Source organism: Candidatus Hydrothermales bacterium, from assembly GCA_039630235.1.
GTDB lineage: Bacteria > Hydrothermota > Hydrothermia > Hydrothermales > JAJRUZ01 > JBCNVI01.
On sequence record JBCNVI010000003.1, the window covers coordinates 133,586 to 152,285 of the forward strand.

Consider the following 18,700-nt stretch of genomic DNA (forward strand, 5'->3'; position numbering starts at 1 on the left):
ATCTTCAAATATTCAAATTCAAATATTCAAAAATCTTCAAATATTCAAAAAAGCTAGGACTGGGATTAACGCTGAAAGGTTCTAACTTAATTAAATAATATCAAAATTAAGCTTACCCTTTTCTCCCTTAACAACTATTTTACCTTTTTCCCTTAATTTACCCTCTATGATAAAATTTGCTATTTCATTTTCCACATATTTTGATATCGCTCTCTTTAGGGGTCTTGCCCCAAAACTTGGATCATAGCCTACCGATATAATAACTTCTTTTGCCGAGTCCTCAAATATAAGATCTATCCCTTTTTCTTTTAACGCTTCTTTCAAAGGCTCAAGCTCAAGATCAACTATTTTCTTGAGATCTTCCCTTGAAAGAGTTTTAAAAATTATTATTTCATCTATTCTGTTTATAAATTCAGGCGGTAAAGTTCTTCTAACAAGATTTAAAACTCTTATTTTTTTACTCTCAAAATCTAAGGTATCATCAAGTAATAGATCTGAACCTAAATTACTCGTCATTATAAAGATCGTATTTTTAAAATCTACTGTACGTCCGTGAGAATCCGTCAATCTCCCAGCATCAAAGACCTGAAGTAGAAGGTTTAAAACTTCAAGATCTGCCTTTTCTATCTCATCAAGCAAAATAACTTGATACGGCCTTCTCCTTACTGCCTCAGTTAATCTTCCCCCCTTTTCATATCCCACATATCCAGGTGGAGCCCCAATCAACTTAGATACTGAGTGTTTCTCCATAAATTCAGACATATCTATTCTTAAAAGAGCATCAGGATCTTTGAAGAGGAAACGGGCAAGTTCTCTCGCTAAATGAGTTTTACCAACTCCGGTTGGACCCAGGAACAAAAAAACACCTATTGGTCGATTTTTAACAGAAAGACCTGCTCTTGACCTTTTTATTGCCTCTGATATAGATTTAACTGCTTCTTCTTGACCGATAACTCTCGCCTTTAACTCATCCTCCATCCTTAGTAGTCTCTGCGCCTCCTCTTCAACCAGTTCAGTAGCCGGTATTCCAGTAATTTTTTCAACTATCTTCGCTATATCATTTTTATCTACTATATCATCAAATTTGTATTTTTCCTGATACTCTCTCTTTTTTTCTTCATAAATTTTTAAATACCTGTCAAGTTTCTCCTTTATTATTTTTGCACCCTCATAGTCACCGTACTTTGCTTTTGTTTCGCCTTCTTTTTCTAATCTTTCTATCTCTTCTTTCAAAGACTTTATATCTTCAGGCATTTCAGATAGTTTCATTTTTGTGTATGCACAAGCTTCATCAAGTAGATCAATTGCTTTGTCGGGTAGCTTTCTACCTTGGATATACCTTGCTGATAGTTTAGCAGAAGCCTCTATAGCCTCATCTGAGATTTTTACCTTATGATGCTCTTCGTATCTTGGTCTTAGTCCCTTTAATATTTCAACTGTTGCTTCAACAGTAGGTTCACTTACAAATATAGGTTGAAATCTTCTCTCTAGTGCTCCGTCTTTTTCAATCTTTTCCCTATACTCATCAAGGGTTGTGGCACCTATAACTCTTATTTCTCCTGATGCAAGTGATGGTTTTAAGAGATTAGCAGCATCTATAGCACCCTCTGCCGCGCCTGCTCCAACTATAGTATGAATTTCATCTATAAAAAGTATTATTTCTCCCTTTCTCTTTTTAACTTCATCAATCACCGCCTTGAGTCTTTCTTCGAATTCCCCCCTGAACTTTGTACCGGCAAGTAAGGCTCCCATGTCAAGTTGCAAAATTTTTTTGTCTTTTAGTGGATCCGGAACCTCCCTTTTTACAATCTTATAAGCAAGACCATTCACTATAGCTGTTTTACCAACTCCTGGCTCTCCTATTAAACAGGGGTTATTTTTTGTTTTTCTTAGTAATACAAGGATCACCTTCTCTATTTCTTCTTCCCTACCTATCGTAGGATCAAGTTTTTCATTTTTTGCTAAATTGGTTAAATCTATAGTAAATTTTTCCAAGGCCCTATATTTACTTTCAGCCTGTGGATCGAGAACCCTCTGTGAACCTCTTATTTCGTATAAAGCTCTATAAACTTTTTCCTTATCTATTTGATAATCCCTCAAAATTTTACCGGCATCCCCATCTTTTCTTTCGACTATTCCCAAGAAGAGGTGTTCGGAGGCTATATAGTCGTCACCCATTCTTTTTGCCTCTTCTTCAGCTATTTTAAATACATCATTTAGCCTAGGAGTAATATAGATCTGGTTAATTGGAAGACTTCCCTTTTCAATCTGTGGTAATTTTTCTAAGGCTCTTTTCAGTCTTTCTTTTACAATATGTGGGGAGATGCCTAATTTATTCAAAATGTCAGGTACAGGTGAGTTTTCAGTATCTAAAAGGCCATAAAAAAGGTGTTCTACATCTAATTGTGTATGATTTAGATCCATAAGAATACTTTGTGCCTTATATATTGCCTCCCTTGCACTTTCAGTTAGTTTTTCTATTTTCATATTTTCAACTTTAAAAATAACTTTAAATTTCATTATTTGCAAGCCCTTAATTAAATAAATTAAAATCTATATTCCACAGAGCTTTTTAATTTGGTAGTATGAAATATGAAATAAAAAGAATCTTAGTTGTTTTTAATCCTAAAAAAGAGAACGTTAAAAGTGTAATAAAGAGAATAGAAAAATTTTTTAAGGGAAAGGATATTGAGATAGAGTATACAAGTGAGCCAGAGAAATTGGGGCACAAAGGTTTTGATCTTGTTATAACTCTTGGTGGTGACGGAACACTTCTCAGGGCAGTTCACTGTTTTCCTGATTCTATTTTTTTAGGGGTCCATCTGGGTAAAGTTGGCTTTTTGTGTGATGTAAAAGGAGAAGACTTAGAACTTTATCTTAATGAAACTTTGAAGAATAACTTTCATATACTTGAAAGGGAGACAGTGTATATTAAGTGGGATAGTGAAAAACATTTTGCATTAAATGATCTTTTAATAAGAAATGAGCCGGCTGGAAGAATAATGGAATTTGACCTTTATATTGAAAATGTTAAATTTTTTTATTCAGCCGATGGAGTTCTTATATGTACTCCTACAGGTTCAACTGCCTATAACCTTGCTCTAAATGGTCCCATTTTATATTATGATTTGAAGGGTTTTTGTATTAACGTAATTGCACCATTTAACGTTAATTCAAGACCAATTGTTGTTCCATCAGGTAAAAAAATATATATTATTCCAAAGGGTAAGACTAACATTCCCAAACTTTGGGTTGATGGACAGAAAGAGTACATTCTGCCCTTAAATAAAAAAATCTTAATTTCAAGTGGTGAGAGAAGAATAAAATTTATTAGTTTTAAAGATAAGGGGAAAAGTATTTATAAAAGGTTAAAGGAGAAGTTTAACTTTTAGAATGCTTCTTTATTTACACCTTAAAAACTATTTGTTGGTACCAGAGGTTGAGCTTAATTTTAAGGAGGGATTTATTTGTTTTACGGGAGAGACCGGTGCAGGAAAGTCAATGATTTTAGAAACGCTTCTTCTTTTAAGGGGAGAAAAGATTGACTGGTCTATATTTGAAGGTCAAAAAGAGATTATACTGGAGGGTTTGTTTAAAATTACACAATCTCTAGATTTTCTTAAAAAATATGATATTTTTCCTGAAAATGAGGTTTTTGTTCAAAGGGTTATTAGCCCCGAACACAAAGTATCAAGAGTTAGGATTAATGGTATTCCCGTTTCACTTTCAGTGCTTAGGGAAATTCTGGGAAAAGAGATAGAGATACACGGTCAAAGTTCTCAACTACACTTTTTTAATAAAAAAAACTACTTAGATATTTTAGATAGATACTCTAGAATAAAAGAAGAGTCGCTCAAGTTTGAGGAGCTTTTTAATTTATATAAGAAAAAATTAAAAGAGTTAGAGGAACTCGAAAAAGATTATGAGAGAATTTTAACAATGAAAGAGTTTATGGAGCATTCTGTTAAAGAGTTAGAGGAAATAAATATTGAAAAGTTAAATGTAAGTGAAGTTTTTAAGGAATATGAAAGACTTATAAAAAGAAGAGAGTTAAAGGAAAAAATTGACGAAATAGTTTATTCCTTAGGCGAATCCGAAGACGCGGTATTAAAAAATATTTCAAAAGTTCTGAAAAAAAAGGAGATATTTAAAAAAATGGGCACAAGGGCATTTGAATTGTTAGAAGAAGCAGAAATCTTGCTAAATGAGGCTTTAAGTGAATTTGTTAAAATGAAGTTTGAAAAAGAGGTAGATGAGAAAAGATTAGAGGAGCTTGAGAATTTACTTCAGAAAATAGAGGAGTTAAAAAGAAAGCATAGAACCTTTGAGGATGGTTTAATAATACTTTATAAAAAATGGAAGTCTGAGCTTGAAAATCTTGAAAATCTGAGAAGAAAAATTTTTGAACTTAAAGAAAATATTAGAGAACTCGAAAATGATTTAGAAAAAAGAGCAGAGTTTATTTCCTCTGTGAGGAAAAAAAAGGCAAAAGAATTTGAAATAGAACTTGAGAATATGCTTTTAAAGCTTGGATTCTCTTATGTTAAATTTGAGATTCAATTTTCGGAAAGAAAGATTTATGAAAAAGGAAAGGATGAAGTCGATTTTTTGATTTCAACTTTAAGAGATACAAGTCCTTTTCCTTTAATTAAAGTTGCCTCCTTAGGTGAGCTTTCAAGAATCATTCTTGCGATTAAGGCCCTAATTTCAGAGATAGATGAAAAAAAGATAATGATTTTTGATGAGGTGGACACAGGAATAGGGGGTGAAGTAGCAAGGATAGTTGGTAAGAACTTAAAAAGTATATCTAAGGGTAAGCAGGTTTTCTGTATTACTCATTTACCTCAAATTGCCTCTTATTCTGATCAGCACTTTTATGTCTATAAGGAAACAAGGGGAGATAGGACTGAAATTGCTGTTAAGGAGTTAAAAACTCTTAGTGAAAGAAAGGTAGAAATAGCGAGAATGATATCTGGGAAAAGTATAGATGAAGTTTCTTTAATGGCTGCTGAAAAGCTCTTAAGGGAAAGTATATTATGAGTGAAATTACAAAGATTCAAAATATTTTGACTCTTCTGAGATTACCGATTTTAGCTATTGTTATTTATCTATTAAGTAAAGATGAAAAGTTTTTAGTTCTTATTTTTCTTTTACTTTCAGTTTTAACAGATATTTTGGACGGTTATATAGCAAGGAAAAGGGGTGAACACATGGGCCTGGGAAGAGTGCTTGATCATGTTGTTGATAAAGTTTTTTTTAACTCACTTTCAGTTACTCTGTATCTTTTAAAAAATTTGCCGCTTTTTTTTGTTTTAATTCTTTTAATAAGGGATTTTTTAATTATTTTTTTGGGTTATTTTCTTTTAAAAAAGAGTAATGTTTTAACTTCAAACCTTTATGGTAAACTTGCTGGATTTACTCTTTCACTTCTTTTTGTATCTTATATTTTCGAGTTAAATTACAGAGAAAGTTTAATTTTTATTTCGCTTTTTTTTATTTTTTTAGCCTCCATAGTTTATTTTAAAACTTTTCTACTTTATATTAGGGGAAAATAATCATAGCGTCACCGTAGCTGAAAAATCTGTATCTTTTATTAATTGCCTCCTTATATGCTTTTTTTAAAAAATCATCATCTTTTACAAAGGCTCTTGTTAACAAAATAGGGGAGAGATTTTCAAGGTGGAAATTTGTTAAAAGGACATCTGTTATTTTGAAATTAAAGTTTGGTTTAATTATAAGATCTGTATATCCTTTAAGAACTCCCTTAATTCCCCATGTTTCAAGAGCTCTTGTAACTGTTGTTCCAACTGATACTATTTTTGATCCTCTTTTTTTTGCTTCTTCAATTTCCCTTGCTGTATCCTCCGGCACTTCATAAAATTCTTTTATTATCTCGCTATCTTCCATATCATTTAAAAAAGTGAAGGGTCCTACATGAAGAGTTATCTCTTTAACTTTTATGTTTTTTTCTATTAATTTTTTTACAAGTCTTTTTGTAAAGTGTAGAGAGGCTGTTGGAGCTGCAATTGAGCCTTCCTCTTTTGCAAAAATTGTGTTGTAATAATAATTGTCCCTCTTTATAGGTTCTCTTTTAATATAGGGTGGTAAGGGCATTTTCCCATACTTTTTAATAAGCTCTTCTACCTCTCCGTTTTTTATTTCAACTATATAAAATTTGTCTTTATCTTTTACTTCGAGTTCAAACTTTCCTATATAGATTTTTTTTACATTTTTTCCTTTTAAGAGAGAAAGAAATTTTCTATCATCAATTTTTTTAACAAATAAAAGCTCAACTTTTCCACCTGTTGGTTTAAATCCATAGAGTTTTGCTGGAATAACCTTAGTATTGTTAACAACAATAATATCACCACTTTGTAAAAATTCGTAAAGCTTATTAAATTTTGAGTGAATAATCAACTTTTCTTTTAATTTTAAGACCATAAGCTTACAGGAGTCTCTTGGTTTTGCTGGAAAAAGGGCTATATAGTTCTTTGGAACCTTTATCATAGAAAAATATTATAAATTTAATTTCTTTTTTTCAATACCTTATTCTCAGTTAGTTTGCTCATCAATATAAGCTACTAGCTGTGTGTACTTGTTATTTTACTCCTACTTCATAGGATAGATAAGGAAGTGCGGATTATAAATAGGTGTAGAGTAGATTAACTTGAAATTTCCCAGTTTTTACCTTTAAATTAATTAATGCCAGCGAATCTTACTCCAGAGTACCTGGCAGCTGAGAAAAAGTATAGAGAAGCGAAGACTTTAGAGGAGAAGCTTTTAGCATTAAAAGAAATGTGGGCTAAACTTCCTAAACATAAGGGGACAGATAAACTTCAAGCTGATTTAAAAAGAAAAATATCTCAAATTAAAAAAGAAATAGAAGAAGAAAAGCAGAGGAGAAAAAGGGGGGCTCCAGCCTTTCTTTTTCCTGAAAGGGAAGGAGCTGGCCAGGTTGCAATATTAGGAAAGCCTAACTCTGGAAAATCTTCAATTCTTAAAGCTTTAACAAACGCAAACCCAGAAATTGCAGATTACCCCTTTACTACAGTTTTACCAAGAGTAGGAATGATGGCTTTCGAAGATATCCAAATTCAGATAATCGATTTACCTCCTTTTTTACCCTCTAAGTACCAATGGTGGCAAAGAGAAATTGTCAGAGGCTCAGACTCAGTTATGGCTGTTTTAGATGGCTCATCAGATGAAATTATAGATGAATTTTATGAATTGAAAGAAATTTTAAAAGAATTAAAGATAGAGTTTTCTGATAAAAGAGAGTATAACTTTGAGGGAGTTGTAAAAAAAGGTGGATTTTTTGTTGTTAATAAAATTGATACACCTGGGGCAGAGGAGAGATTTAAGATCTTAAAAGAAATTTTTATAGATGAAAAAATTTTACCCTTTTCAGCTGTTACAAATTACGGTATAGAGGATCTAAAGAGAGAGATTTTCAAGTCCTTAGGAATAATAAGAGTGTATACTAAAGAGCCAGGTAAAGAGCCTGATATGAAGGATCCAATGATTTTGAAAGAAAATTCTTCTATTTTAGATGCTGCAGAGGAACTTCATAAGGATTTTGCAAAAAACTTAAAGTATGCAAGGGTTTGGGGTTCCACTAAGTTCCCTGGCCAAAGAGTTGAAAGAAACTACATTCTAAAAGACAAAGATATAGTAGAATTCCACATTTAATGTGTATATAATTTTAAAATTTTCAGAAATCTTCACAAAAACAAAGAGAGTAAAAGAAAATTTTTTGAAAATTTTAGAGAACAACATAAGGTCAGCCTTTGAGAGGGAAAATTTTCAAGGTACTCTATTTGTTGAAAGGGATAAGATTTTAATAATATCTGATAGTTATAATAACTTTTTTCAGAGAATTTTTGGTGTTAAAAAAGTTGTCGTCGCAGAAAGGGTAAATTTTGAGGAACTTAGAGATCTAAAGGAGAGGGTGGCAGAAATTTTTGGTGATAAGGTTAAAAATAATACCTTTGGAGTAAGGGTTAAAAGAAAGGGAGTCCATAGCTTCAGCTCTCTTGAAGCTGAAAGGGAAATAGGAAGTTTACTTGTAGAAAAGGGCGGTAAGGTAAATTTAAAAAATCCCTCAATATGGGTGAAATTAGAAATAGAGGATCACAAAGCTTATGTAACTTTAGAAGAATTTGAGGGTGCGGGAGGTTTGCCCCTTTCTTCTCAAGGAAAGGTTTTATGCCTTGTTTCAGGGGGATTTGATTCCATTGTTGCCTCTTACATGTTAGCTAAAAGAGGCACAGCTTTGTCGTTTTTATTTTTTAACCTTGGAGGCTACTCTCACCTAAGGGGAGTTGTTGAACTTTTAAATTATTTTTATAAAAGTTATCTCTACGGAATCGAACCAGAACTTATCGTTTGTGATTTAAGACCTATAGTAGAAGATATAAGAGGCGTTATACCCAGTTCCTATTGGGGTATTGTCTTGAAGAGAAGAATGTTTGAGATTGCTGAAATAATAGCAGAAGAGAGAGGTTTTAAAGTTATAGCAACTGGAGAATCACTTGGTCAAGTTTCTTCACAAACACTTGATTCCCTCTTTGTGATAGAAAAAATCTTAAAAAAAACTATTTGTCTTAGACCCCTTTTAGGTTTTGATAAAGAAGAAATAATAAATTTAGCAAGAAAAATCGGAACCTATGAGTTTTCAAGTAAAGTAAAGGAGTACTGTGCAATAGTACCAGAAAAACCTGTTACAAGACCTAAACTTGAAGACATAGAAAAATTAGAGAATTTACTTGAAAAAAAGTTAATTCAGCTTATTCCAAAATCTGCAAGAGTTCTTTATCCACCATACAAAATTGAGGAAGAAGATATCGAAATCGAGAAAGTTCCAGAGGGAGCAATTAAGGTTGACATAAGAGAAAAATATGGAGCTGAAAGTATTCTCTTTAATGCTGACTTAAGAATTCCAAAAAGTGATATTGATAAATATGATTTTGATAAGGATAAGATCTACGTAATTTTTTGTAACTATGGTCTATTTTCACAAGAAGTCGCAATAAGACTCAGAGAAAGGGGCATAAGAGCTTACGCCTACAAAGGAGGAATAGTTAAATACAGAGGATAAAATTTTTTAAAAATTTATTCTCCTTTTATTTCACCTGTTCCTAATAGATAAAATAAAACTGCCATTCTAACCGCTACTCCATTTGTAACTTGTTCAAGAATTACACATCTTTTATCTTTTGATACCTCATAGTCCATTTCTACCCCCCAGTTAACAGGCCCAGGATGCATAATTATTGCATTTTCTTTGATAAGTTTTAGTCTATCTGTGGTTATTCCAAAGAATCTCCTATAATCCTCAAAAGAAGGTATGTAATTTGCGCCCCCTCTTTCCTTTTGTATTCTTAAACCCATGATAACGTCCATATCCCCTATTTCCTTATCAATATTTTTCAGTATTTTTGCACCAAGTTTTTCAAACTCATCAGGAACAAGGGCCGCAGGACCTGCCAAAAAGACTTCTGCTCCAAGCTTTAATAGACCAAAAAGATTAGATCTTGCAACCCTTGAATGAAGAATATCTCCAATTATAAGAACTTTTTTCCCCTTTAAGTCTCCTAGGTGCTTTCTCATCGTAAAAATATCTAGTAAACCTTGAGTGGGATGTTCATGAGTTCCATCACCAGCATTTACAACACTTGCACTTGTATTTTTAGCAAGAAAATGAACAGCACCACTGTAAGAATGTCTTACTACAAACATATCAACTTTCATTGCAAGAATATTTTTTAAAGTATCAAGTGTTGATTCACCCTTTTGAATTGAGGAAGCACTTGCAGTAAAGTTTATTACATCAGCAGACAATCTCTTTGCAGCTAGCTCAAAAGATAATCGCGTTCTCGTTGACGGCTCAAAAAAAAGATTACAGATTGTTTTACTTTTTAACGTAGGTACCTTGGGAATGGGCCTTTTAAGTATCTCTAGGAATTTTTCACTTAAATCCAAAATAGTCTCGATCTCTTTCTTTTCTAGCTCCCTTAAACTTAAAAGGTCCTTTCTTTTCATTTAATAACTCCAATTTTGTTGTTCAAAGTGATTATTAGTGGTGCAAAAACAAGTGAAACTATGGCCATTAACTTAAGTAGTATATTTAGAGAGGGACCTGCCGTATCTTTAAAGGGATCTCCTACAGTATCGCCCTCTACAGACGCTTTATGAGCCTTTGACCCCTTCCCTCCATAATTTCCAGCTTCTATGTATTTTTTCGAGTTATCCCATGCTCCGCCAGAGTTAGCCATAAAGAGTGCAAGGGGAACCCCAGTTACAAGAGAACCAGCAAGAAGTCCTCCAAGCGACTCTGGTCCTAAAATAATTCCCATTACAAGTGGTGTGAAAAAGGCAACAAGACTTGGAATTATCATACTTTTTAAAGCTCCCTGTGTAGTAATATCTACACATCTTGCATACTCTGGTTTTGCTTTTCCCTCCATAAGTCCTTGTATCTCTCTAAATTGTCTTCTCACCTCTTCTACTACAAGTCCTGCTGTTTTTCCTACTGCTTTTATAGCTGATGCTGAGAAAAAGAAGGGGATTATGCCACCTATGAAAAGTCCTGCTACAACCCTTGCGTCAAGTATATTTAAATTCAGAGAAATCCCTGTAAGTGACCTTATAGTTTGGGAGTAAGCAGTAAAAAGGGCAAGGGCTGTTAAGGCAGCAGAACCTATAGCAAAACCTTTTCCAATGGCAGCCGTTGTATTACCAGCCGCATCTAAAGAATCGGTAATTTTTCTTATATCTTCTCCAAGATGAGACATCTGAGCTATACCACCTGCGTTGTCAGCTATTGGTCCATAGGCGTCTACTGAGACTGTCATACCTGCAATCGAAAGCATACCAATACCGGCAAGGGCAATTCCAAAGAACCCGCTTGATATATATGAGATAATTATTGCTATGCTAATTAAAATCACTGGTATAACAACACTCATCATACCTACTGAGACACCAGCTAAAATGTTGGTTGCAACTCCCTTTGTTGCAGCTTCTGCAATTTCTTCCAAAATCCTTTTATTGATCGTATAGTACTCTGTAATATATCCGATCAAAACGCCTACAAGAAGACCTGATAGTATTGCCCAATAAACTCTTAGATTTCCGTAAAAAGTTACTGTGGCTAAAAATGAAAAAATAGCAAATAGAATTGCTGAAACTAACGTAGCCCTTAAAAGAGAGGCAGAAGCGTTTTCTTTTGCAGTTTTAATTGTAAAAACAGATATTATTGAAGAGGCTACTCCAAGGGCAGCAAGGAAAACTGAAAAATAGACGCCCTTTAGATCGGCATTGGCAGCTGCTATTACCATACCTGAAAGTATTGATCCAACAAAGGATTCGTAAAGGTCTGCACCCATTCCAGCACAATCACCTACGTTATCACCTACATTATCAGCAATAACTGCAGCGTTCCGGGGATCATCCTCAGGGATACCTGCTTCAACCTTGCCAACAAGGTCTGCTCCAACATCGGCAGCCTTTGTGTATATACCTCCTCCTACTCTTGCAAATAACGCAACAGATGAGGCTCCCATTGAAAATCCTGTAAGTATAGAAACCACAAACTTAATATTTTCTGGAACGTCTTTAAAAACGTTTGTAAAAGTTAAAAATAAGACCGTTATTCCCAGGACACCAAGACCTGCAACGGTCATTCCCATAACAGATCCGCCAAAAAATGCAATTTTTAAAGCTTCAGAAAATCCCTTCCTTGCACCCTCTGCGGTTCTTGCATTTGCCCTTGTAGAAATACTCATTCCAAAATAGGCTGATAATAAAGAAAGTGTAGAGCCAGTAATGTAAGAAATCGCAGTTGCAAGAGAGTAAGAAATACCGTTATAGGAAAGACCTATAAGAATAAGGATCACAACAAACAAGATAAACCATAAGATTGTTTTAAACTCCCTTTTTAGAAAAGCCATTGCACCTTCATAAATTGCATTTGAAATTTTTACCATCTCCTCATTTCCAGGCGAGTGTTTCAAGACATACCTTGACATTAAGAGAGAATAAATAACTGCAGAAAGACCTATTAAACCACTTACAATGATAACTTCCATTTTGATTGTTCCCTACTATTCTTTTTGTCTGGGTTTTAAACCCTCCCTATTAAAGTTATTTATATAGTTTTCAAATTTATCAATCATACCTTCTTTTAGAAATTTTTCTATACCCTCTTCAATATAGGGAAAAACCTTTTTTTCAAGGAAAAAAAGTTCATCTTCACTAAATTCCTGAAGGACATAAATTTCAGCAGGTATATCGTAGTTAAATCCTATGCCAATTCTTAGTCTCATTATTTCGTCTGTCTGTGCATAATAAATACATGATCTTAGTCCCTTATGACCACCATCTGATCCCTTTTTTCTAAATCTTATTGCTCCAAAAGGTAAGTTTAAATCGTCAAGAAATATAATTAAGTTTTTTAAATCAAAGCTAGAAAAGTTTTTTAAATCTACTATAATTTTCCCATTTTCATTCATAAAAATAAGAGGTAAAATTCCAATAAAAAACTCCTTTTGCGCAAATAAAAAATTAAAGCCCTTCGGTTTAAATTCACAGGTTCTAAAAAAATAGCTTATAAATTTATAGCCTGCATTGTGTCTTGTATTCAAATGTCTTTTTCCAGGGTTTCCAAGACCAAATAAAAAATAATTTATCACTCCTTCTTTTTCTTTTCCTCACCCTTTTCTTCTTTAATTTCTGGAGCAATGATTTCCTGAGCAGTTACCTCTGTTACTCTTTTTCCTACTATAGTACATATTGTTTCATCAGGACTTTCCTCTATCTTTATTCCCTCCTCTAATTTTATGTCTCTAACGTGAATACTTTCCCCGATATCTAAATCAGAAATATCTATCTCGATGTGACTTGGAATCTTAGATGGAATTGTTCTTATATGTAATTGATGAGCAAAGTGTTCAAGTATGCCTCCTGATTTTACTCCCTTAGCTTCTCCCTTTAATATTACAGGTACAGGAACAGTTATCTCTTCTTTTTCGTGTAAAATCTGGAAATCTATATGTATTGGATAACCGTAAAGCACATCTCTTTGGATTTCCTTTATGACAGTACTATACTTTTTATCGTTAAATTCAATCTCGAAGATAACAGTTTCTCCGTGAATTTCACGCCAAATCTTTTCAAACTCTCTTCTTTCAAAGAATATGTGATAATTTTTTTCTTTTGCTCCGTAAACTTCACCTGTTATAAAGCCTTTTCCCCTTAGTCTTCTTGATTCCCTTGTACCAGTTTTTTCCCTTATTTTTGCTAATAATTTAACTTTTTTCATTTCCTCCCCCTTTTAAACATTTAAATAAAAAGTTCACTTATAGAGACCTCTTCATGAATTCTTTTAATAGCCTCCGCAAGTAGGCCTGAAATATCTAATATTTCAAGTTTTTTAAATCTTTTATGGTGCGGTATAGGAATAGTGTTTGTAACTATAACTTTTTCTATAGGTGAACTCTCAAGTAACTCTTTACAGTTTTCGGATAAAAGGGCATGTGTAGCACAGACCCATATACTACGGGCCCCCTTTTCTTTTAAAACAACTGCCCCATTTGAAACTGTCTTACCCGTATCAATTAAATCATCAACTATTAACAAATTTTTATCCTTTACATCACCAATTACATTTATTATTTCAGCAAGATTCGGCGCAGGTCTTCTTTTATCAAGAAGAGCTAAAGGTAAATTTCCTAACCTTTTGGCAAAAGCTCTTGCTCTATTTGTTCCGCCAACATCTGGCGAAACAACAACAAATCTATCGTTTGGTAAAACTCCAAAAAAATCTCTAAAGACTGGAAAGGCATATAAATTGTCAACAGGAATATCAAAAAATCCTTGAATTTGATCAGAGTGAAGATCGCATGTTAAAACTCTATCTGCTCCTGCTGTCTGAATTAGATTTGCGACAAGTTTGGCAGAAATGGGAACTCTTGGTGCATCTTTTCTATCTTGTCTTGCGTAACCAAAGTAGGGCACCACAGCTGTTACTCTCTTTGCCGATGCTCTAACAGCTGCATCAATTAAAAGTAAAAGTTCCATTAAGTTATCTGAGGGTGGATGAGTTGATTGAACTATGAAAACATCACATCCCCTTATATTTTCTTTAATTTGAACTCTTATCTCACCATCTGAAAATCTTGAAACTTCTATGTCAGTAGGTTCTATTCCAAGTTTCTTACATATCCTTTCTCTTAACTCCCACGATGCTGTACCGCAAAGTATCTTTAATTTATTCATTTAGCCTCTTTTGCTCATAAAAGAGATCTTATTTTATTCTCAAAGAAAACCTCATCTCTATAGCCAACAATTTTTTCTACTATCTCACCTCTTTTATTTATTATAAAAGTAGTCGGAATAGCTCTTATATCCCCAAATTTTTTAACAACTTCCCTATTTCCCATCATAATAGGGTAGTTTATATTGTGGTCTCTAGAAAAACTTTTAACCCTTTCTAAGGCATTCTCGCCTAAGTCAAGCGATATGCCTACAATTAAAAGGCCCTGATCTTTATACTTATCATAGAGTCTAATAAATCCAGGAACTTCAGCTCTACAAGGTGGGCACCAAGTTGCCCAAAAGTTTATTAATATAACTTTTTTTCCAAGGTGTTCACTTAAGTTAAAAACAGATCCATCTATAGTCTCTAATGTAAAGCTTGGAGCCTTTTTTGGGGTATTACCACCACACGCGAGTGTCCATAAAAAGATTAATGAAATAACTTTTTTCATCATATTTCACTCCTTAGGTTTTCTTCAATAATTTGTGAGAGTTTCTTAAAGAAGTTTTCATCATCTTCTTTAAAGCCCTCTTTAGAATTTGTTCTCACAATCAATTTAGCTATTTCTTCATCATTTTTAAATAAGGGGAATTGAATTTCATGATGTATACTGGGCTTTTTTTTATTTTTTCTTTCCTTTCCTTCTCTATTAAAAGAGTAAATAAATTTCCCTTCTCTCATAATACCGACAAATGAAAAATCTTCAAAATCTTCAATAAGTAAGTTTAGGATTTTTTCAACTTTATCCCTTTCGTTTTCTGTAATTAGATTTTTTATAGTTTTTAGGAAACTTTCCTGCTTGAGTTTCTTTTTATAGTGTCCCAGTTCCTCCTCCCATGTAATAATTGAGTGAAAGAAGATACGATCACCCTCTTCTAATCCTCTTGTAATTTCACTAATATGGACATTTTCAGCTTTAAATTCTTGGAGAGCAAAATTAACTGCTGCTTCAGGATTTGAATGTTCGCCACATGTATATATATCAAGTGCAACATAACTATATTCAGGCCAAGTATGAACTGAAATATGTGATTCTGAAATCACAATGACACCAGATACTCCCTGAGGAGGAAACCTATGAAATGATACTGCCCAGATCTTTACATTTGCCTTGTGTGCCGCTTTTACAAGTATCTCCTGCACTTTCTCAACATTTCCAATTATTTCGGGGTCACAACCTGACGCCTCTACGATATAATGCTCCCCGACTGGTTTCATCTTTATCTAAGTATCTTGGAATTGAACCATTTTAAGGTTATCAGTATTAATATTAAGTAAAAAGAGACCAATTTTCAAATTTAAATAACACATTTTAGTTTAATATAATTAAAAGATGCAAAAAGGTGAACTTTTTGTGGTTGGAACTCCTATTGGAAATCTTGAGGATATAACCTTAAGAGCTTTAAAAGTTATTAAAGACTCAGATTTAATAATATGTGAAGACACAAGAAAAACGCTTATTTTACTAAAAAAATACAATATCGAAAAAAAACTATACGCTTACTTTAAGGGACAAGAGAAAAAAAGAGCTGAGTATGTAATTGATGAGCTTAAAAAGGGCAAAAAGGTTTCCCTACTTTCTGAAAGTGGAACACCTTGTATTCACGATCCAGGAGTTTATCTTGTAAGGAGGTGTCATGAAGAGGGAATAAAAGTTATCCCAATTCCTGGACCTTCAGCACTTACCTCTTCGGTTTCTATATCAGGAATCGATGGAGATAAGTTTGTTTTTTTTGGTTTTCCTCCTAAAAAGAAGTCTGAAAGGGAAAAAGTATTTCTTTCTCTAAAAGAAGAGACAAAAACTGCAATCTTTTATCTACCGCCACACAGAATTGAGGAGATCTTGAAGGAAATGTCAAATCATATTGGAAACTCAAGGAAAGTTTTTATAGTAAGGGAGATGACAAAAAAATTTGAGGAATACTGCTACGGAACAATTGAAGATGCAATTTTATGGGTTAAAAACAAAAAGGGTGAGTTTACCATTGTAATAGAGGGTAAAAGGTGAAAAATCTAAAAAAAGCCTTTGAGGATAAAATTGTGCCCTTACTTAAATTTTTAAATAAAATTGGAGTGAGACCCCTACATCTGACTCTTTCAGGCTTTATCTTTTCCCTGATTCCTGCCATGTTCTACATAAAAGGCAAATTCTTTTTAGCAGGAATCCTTTTACTTTTATTTTCCCTCTTTGATACTTTAGATGGTGCTCTTGCAAGATATCAAAATAGTATAACTGACTTTGGTGCCTTTTTGGATTCTGTAACCGATAGAATTCAGGAAGCTACAATTTTTCTATCTCTTATATATTTTTATAGAGAGAAGCTTGCTTTCTTACTGATTATATTTCTCTCTTTTCTATTTTCTTTTCTGATCTCATATACAAGGGCAAGGGCCGAGGGTCTTAATTATAAAGTTAAAAAAGGCCCTATGGAGAGAGAAGAAAGGATAGTTTTCTTAGGTGTTTCATCTATAATTGGTGAAAAAGTTTTCCCTTATCTTTTAATATTATTTTTAATACTTGTAATAATTACATTTATTAGAAGAATGGATGAAGCCTACAAAATTATGAAAAAATGAATAAGGTTCAAGTCCCTGAAACAATTAGTCTAAAAGGAGAAAACTAATGGGAAAGGTCAGAGTTGCTATAATTGGAGTGGGAAATTGTGCCTCCTCTTTAGTTCAGGGTGTTTATTACTATAGAAACTCTAAGGAAGATGAATTTATACCTGGAATAATGCATGTGAACCTAGGAGGGTATCATATAGGTGATATTGAATTTACTCTTGGCATTGATATAGATAAAAATAAAGTTGGAAAAGATCTTGCAGAAGCGATATTTACTTATCCTAATAATACTTATAAATTTTGCGACGTTCCGAAATTAAATGTTCCTGTAGTAAGAGGAATGACACATGATGGACTAGGAAAATACTTATCCAAAATCATACAGAAAGCTCCTGGAGAAACAGCAGATATTGTAAGGCTCTTAAGAGAGACAAAAACAGATGTTGTTGTAAACTTTTTACCTGTTGGAAGTGAGGAAGCCACAAAATGGTATGTAGAACAGGTTTTAAAAGCTCGTTGTGCCTTTGTAAATGGTATTCCAGTGTTTATTGCAAGGGAACCCTACTGGCAAAGGAGATTTGAAGAGGCAGGAGTACCCGTAATAGGTGATGACACAAAATCTCAGGTTGGGGCTACGATAGTTCATAGAACACTTGTTCAACTTTTTATAGATAGAGGAGTAAAGATTGAAAGAACAAGCCAATTAAATGTTGGAGGAAATACAGATTTTCTTAATATGTTAGAGAGGGAAAGGCTTGAGTCAAAAAAGCAGTCAAAGACTACCGCTGTAACATCTCTTTTGCCCTATGATATAGGTGAAGAGAATATATATATAGGACCATCTGATTATGTTGCCTGGCTTAAGGACAGAAAGTGGGCTTATATGAGAATAGAAGGAAGAACATTTGGGGATGTGCCTTTGAATTTAGAGCTTAAGCTTGAAGTCTGGGATTCACCGAATGCAGCCGGAGTAATTATAGATGCCGTAAGATGTGCTAAATTGGGGTTAGAAAACAATTTAAAGGGAGCTTTGATAGAACCATCTGCATACTTTATGAAATCACCACCGAAACAGATTCCTGATCATTTAGCAAAAAAGAGGCTCGAAATGTGGATTAAAAAATACTCTAAAAAGAGGAAAAGGTGACCTCTTGTGGGTAAGTGGGGCTTTTTTATAACAGTCGAGGGTATAGAAGGAAGTGGAAAAACAACATTAGCAAAGAGTTTGTTTAATGAGTTAAAAAATAAGGGATTTCCAGTTATTTTAACTTGGGAGCCAGGGGGAACAGAGATTGGCGAAAAGATCAGAAAAGTGCTTTTATATTCAAAAGATCTATCAAGCTGGACTGAACTCTTACTTTTTCTTGCATCAAGAAAAGAGCATGTAGAAAAGAAAATTCTTCCTGCACTAAGGGAAGGCAAAATTGTAATAAGCGATAGATTTGATGACTCAACTATAGCTTATCAATGTTTTGGACGCGGGCTAAACTTAAGAATTGTTAAAAGAATTAATAAGATTGTCACTTTAGGTTTAAAACCTAACTTAACTTTTCTATTAGATTTAGAACCTGAGTTAAGTCTAAAAAGACTAAAAAGAAAAGATAGAATAGAAAGAGAAGATTTGGATTTCCATAAAAGAGTAAGACAAGGGTACCTGGCAATTGCTGGAAGGGCTAAAAAGAGGGTTGTTGTTATTGATGGTAGTCTCAATAAAAAGAAAATTTTAGAAATAGCTCTTTTGAAAGTCATTGAAAGACTAAAAAGTAAAAAAAAGTTTATTTCACTTATAAAGTCAATGTAGCTTAAAATTTTATTTAG

General features: G+C 33.4%; 18 protein-coding genes. 9 read left to right on the top strand and 9 right to left on the bottom strand.

The annotated features are described in order from the left end of the window. Nucleotides 1-90 precede the first annotated feature (90 nt). A complete protein-coding gene (locus ABDH49_04580) occupies nt 91-2,520 on the bottom strand; it encodes an AAA family ATPase (protein MEN3046242.1) in 2,430 nt (809 codons plus the stop codon). A gap of 65 nt (nt 2,521-2,585) precedes the next feature. Between ABDH49_04580 and ABDH49_04585 the strand changes: the two genes are divergently transcribed. Genes ABDH49_04585 through ABDH49_04595 form a run of 3 tightly spaced genes read left to right on the top strand, consistent with a single transcriptional unit; the run spans nt 2,586 to nt 5,555 of the window. Beyond that, on the top strand, nt 2,586-3,392 hold the full coding sequence (locus tag ABDH49_04585; GenBank protein MEN3046243.1) for an NAD(+)/NADH kinase: 807 nt from the start codon (nt 2,586-2,588) through the stop codon (nt 3,390-3,392). Between the two features lies 1 nt (nt 3,393). Beyond that, nucleotides 3,394-5,040, top strand: coding sequence for an AAA family ATPase (locus ABDH49_04590; protein MEN3046244.1), 1,647 nt, complete (start codon nt 3,394-3,396; stop codon nt 5,038-5,040). After that, on the top strand, nt 5,037-5,555 hold the full coding sequence (locus ABDH49_04595; GenBank protein ID MEN3046245.1) for a CDP-alcohol phosphatidyltransferase family protein: 519 nt from the start codon (nt 5,037-5,039) through the stop codon (nt 5,553-5,555). Before ABDH49_04590 ends, ABDH49_04595 begins: the two co-directional genes overlap by 4 nt. Here the strand turns inward: ABDH49_04595 and queA are convergent. Next, nucleotides 5,542-6,507 carry a tRNA preQ1(34) S-adenosylmethionine ribosyltransferase-isomerase QueA gene (queA, locus tag ABDH49_04600; protein ID MEN3046246.1) on the bottom strand — a complete coding sequence of 322 codons (966 nt, stop codon included), beginning with the start codon at nt 6,505-6,507 and terminating at the stop codon, nt 5,542-5,544. The two genes, ABDH49_04595 and queA, sit on opposite strands and share 14 nt — an antisense overlap. Nucleotides 6,508-6,702: 195 nt before the next feature. Here queA and ABDH49_04605 point away from each other — a divergent pair, with 195 nt between their 5' ends. Both ABDH49_04605 and thiI read left to right on the top strand, forming a co-directional pair. Continuing rightward, entirely contained in the window at nt 6,703-7,689 is a 987-nt protein-coding gene (locus tag ABDH49_04605; GenBank protein ID MEN3046247.1) for a GTPase, read from the top strand. A 1-nt stretch (nt 7,690) separates the two neighbouring features. Beyond that, nucleotides 7,691-9,097 carry a tRNA uracil 4-sulfurtransferase ThiI gene (thiI, locus tag ABDH49_04610; protein MEN3046248.1) on the top strand — a complete coding sequence of 469 codons (1,407 nt, stop codon included), beginning with the start codon at nt 7,691-7,693 and terminating at the stop codon, nt 9,095-9,097. Nucleotides 9,098-9,111: 14 nt separating this feature from the next. On the opposite strand, the gene ABDH49_04615 is transcribed toward thiI, so the two are convergent. The 7 genes from ABDH49_04615 to speD are packed head-to-tail and all read right to left on the bottom strand — an operon-like array spanning nt 9,112 to nt 15,535. After that, nucleotides 9,112-10,041, bottom strand: coding sequence for an aspartate carbamoyltransferase catalytic subunit (locus ABDH49_04615; GenBank protein MEN3046249.1), 930 nt, complete (start codon nt 10,039-10,041; stop codon nt 9,112-9,114). After that, nucleotides 10,038-12,089 carry a sodium-translocating pyrophosphatase gene (locus tag ABDH49_04620; protein ID MEN3046250.1) on the bottom strand — a complete coding sequence of 684 codons (2,052 nt, stop codon included), beginning with the start codon at nt 12,087-12,089 and terminating at the stop codon, nt 10,038-10,040. The genes ABDH49_04615 and ABDH49_04620 overlap by 4 nt, the downstream gene beginning before the upstream one ends. 15 nt (nt 12,090-12,104) lie before the next feature. Continuing rightward, on the bottom strand, nt 12,105-12,692 hold the full coding sequence (gene pth, locus ABDH49_04625) for an aminoacyl-tRNA hydrolase (protein MEN3046251.1): 588 nt from the start codon (nt 12,690-12,692) through the stop codon (nt 12,105-12,107). Beyond that, a complete protein-coding gene (locus ABDH49_04630; protein ID MEN3046252.1) occupies nt 12,689-13,321 on the bottom strand; it encodes a 50S ribosomal protein L25 in 633 nt (210 codons plus the stop codon). The genes pth and ABDH49_04630 overlap by 4 nt, the downstream gene beginning before the upstream one ends. 20 nt (nt 13,322-13,341) lie before the next feature. Continuing rightward, a complete protein-coding gene (locus ABDH49_04635) occupies nt 13,342-14,277 on the bottom strand; it encodes a ribose-phosphate pyrophosphokinase (protein MEN3046253.1) in 936 nt (311 codons plus the stop codon). 14 nt (nt 14,278-14,291) lie between these two features. After that, complete coding sequence (locus ABDH49_04640; GenBank protein MEN3046254.1) at nt 14,292-14,771, bottom strand: TlpA disulfide reductase family protein; 480 nt, start codon at nt 14,769-14,771, stop codon at nt 14,292-14,294. Next, nucleotides 14,768-15,535: an adenosylmethionine decarboxylase gene (gene speD / locus ABDH49_04645; GenBank protein MEN3046255.1), complete on the bottom strand. Its 768-nt coding sequence runs from the start codon at nt 15,533-15,535 to the stop codon at nt 14,768-14,770. Before speD ends, ABDH49_04640 begins: the two co-directional genes overlap by 4 nt. A 115-nt stretch (nt 15,536-15,650) precedes the next feature. On the opposite strand from speD, the gene rsmI reads away from it, so the two are divergent. The 4 genes from rsmI to tmk are packed head-to-tail and all read left to right on the top strand — an operon-like array spanning nt 15,651 to nt 18,683. Further along, the gene (gene rsmI, locus ABDH49_04650; GenBank protein ID MEN3046256.1) at nt 15,651-16,325 is read left to right on the top strand and encodes a 16S rRNA (cytidine(1402)-2'-O)-methyltransferase; all 675 of its coding nucleotides are present in this window, start codon (nt 15,651-15,653) and stop codon (nt 16,323-16,325) included. Then, entirely contained in the window at nt 16,322-16,894 is a 573-nt protein-coding gene (locus tag ABDH49_04655; GenBank protein ID MEN3046257.1) for a CDP-alcohol phosphatidyltransferase family protein, read from the top strand. The genes rsmI and ABDH49_04655 overlap by 4 nt, the downstream gene beginning before the upstream one ends. A gap of 46 nt (nt 16,895-16,940) precedes the next feature. Then, nucleotides 16,941-18,029 (top strand): inositol-3-phosphate synthase, encoded by a 1,089-nt coding sequence (locus ABDH49_04660; protein MEN3046258.1) that lies wholly within the window; start codon nt 16,941-16,943, stop codon nt 18,027-18,029. A gap of 6 nt (nt 18,030-18,035) precedes the next feature. Next, complete coding sequence (gene tmk, locus ABDH49_04665; GenBank protein MEN3046259.1) at nt 18,036-18,683, top strand: dTMP kinase; 648 nt, start codon at nt 18,036-18,038, stop codon at nt 18,681-18,683. The last annotated feature ends 17 nt before the right edge of the window (nt 18,684-18,700 follow it).

What these genes read in the sequence shown, in the direction of transcription:
- ABDH49_04635 (MEN3046253.1), bottom strand. Translation starts at nt 14,277, where the DNA reads ATGAATAAATTAAAGATACTTTGCGGTACAGCATCGTGGGAGTTAAGA.
- ABDH49_04630 (MEN3046252.1), bottom strand. Translation starts at nt 13,321, where the DNA reads ATGAAAAAAGTTAAATTATTAGCAAAAATAAGGGAAAAAACTGGTACA.
- ABDH49_04615 (MEN3046249.1), bottom strand. Translation starts at nt 10,041, where the DNA reads ATGAAAAGAAAGGACCTTTTAAGTTTAAGGGAGCTAGAAAAGAAAGAG.
- ABDH49_04580 (MEN3046242.1), bottom strand. Translation starts at nt 2,520, where the DNA reads ATGAAATTTAAAGTTATTTTTAAAGTTGAAAATATGAAAATAGAAAAA.
- speD (MEN3046255.1), bottom strand. Translation starts at nt 15,535, where the DNA reads ATGAAACCAGTCGGGGAGCATTATATCGTAGAGGCGTCAGGTTGTGAC.
- ABDH49_04605 (MEN3046247.1), top strand. Translation starts at nt 6,703, where the DNA reads ATGCCAGCGAATCTTACTCCAGAGTACCTGGCAGCTGAGAAAAAGTAT.
- ABDH49_04590 (MEN3046244.1), top strand. Translation starts at nt 3,394, where the DNA reads ATGCTTCTTTATTTACACCTTAAAAACTATTTGTTGGTACCAGAGGTT.
- ABDH49_04595 (MEN3046245.1), top strand. Translation starts at nt 5,037, where the DNA reads ATGAGTGAAATTACAAAGATTCAAAATATTTTGACTCTTCTGAGATTA.
- ABDH49_04620 (MEN3046250.1), bottom strand. Translation starts at nt 12,089, where the DNA reads ATGGAAGTTATCATTGTAAGTGGTTTAATAGGTCTTTCTGCAGTTATT.
- rsmI (MEN3046256.1), top strand. Translation starts at nt 15,651, where the DNA reads ATGCAAAAAGGTGAACTTTTTGTGGTTGGAACTCCTATTGGAAATCTT.
- queA (MEN3046246.1), bottom strand. Translation starts at nt 6,507, where the DNA reads ATGATAAAGGTTCCAAAGAACTATATAGCCCTTTTTCCAGCAAAACCA.
- ABDH49_04640 (MEN3046254.1), bottom strand. Translation starts at nt 14,771, where the DNA reads ATGATGAAAAAAGTTATTTCATTAATCTTTTTATGGACACTCGCGTGT.
- ABDH49_04660 (MEN3046258.1), top strand. Translation starts at nt 16,941, where the DNA reads ATGGGAAAGGTCAGAGTTGCTATAATTGGAGTGGGAAATTGTGCCTCC.
- ABDH49_04585 (MEN3046243.1), top strand. Translation starts at nt 2,586, where the DNA reads ATGAAATATGAAATAAAAAGAATCTTAGTTGTTTTTAATCCTAAAAAA.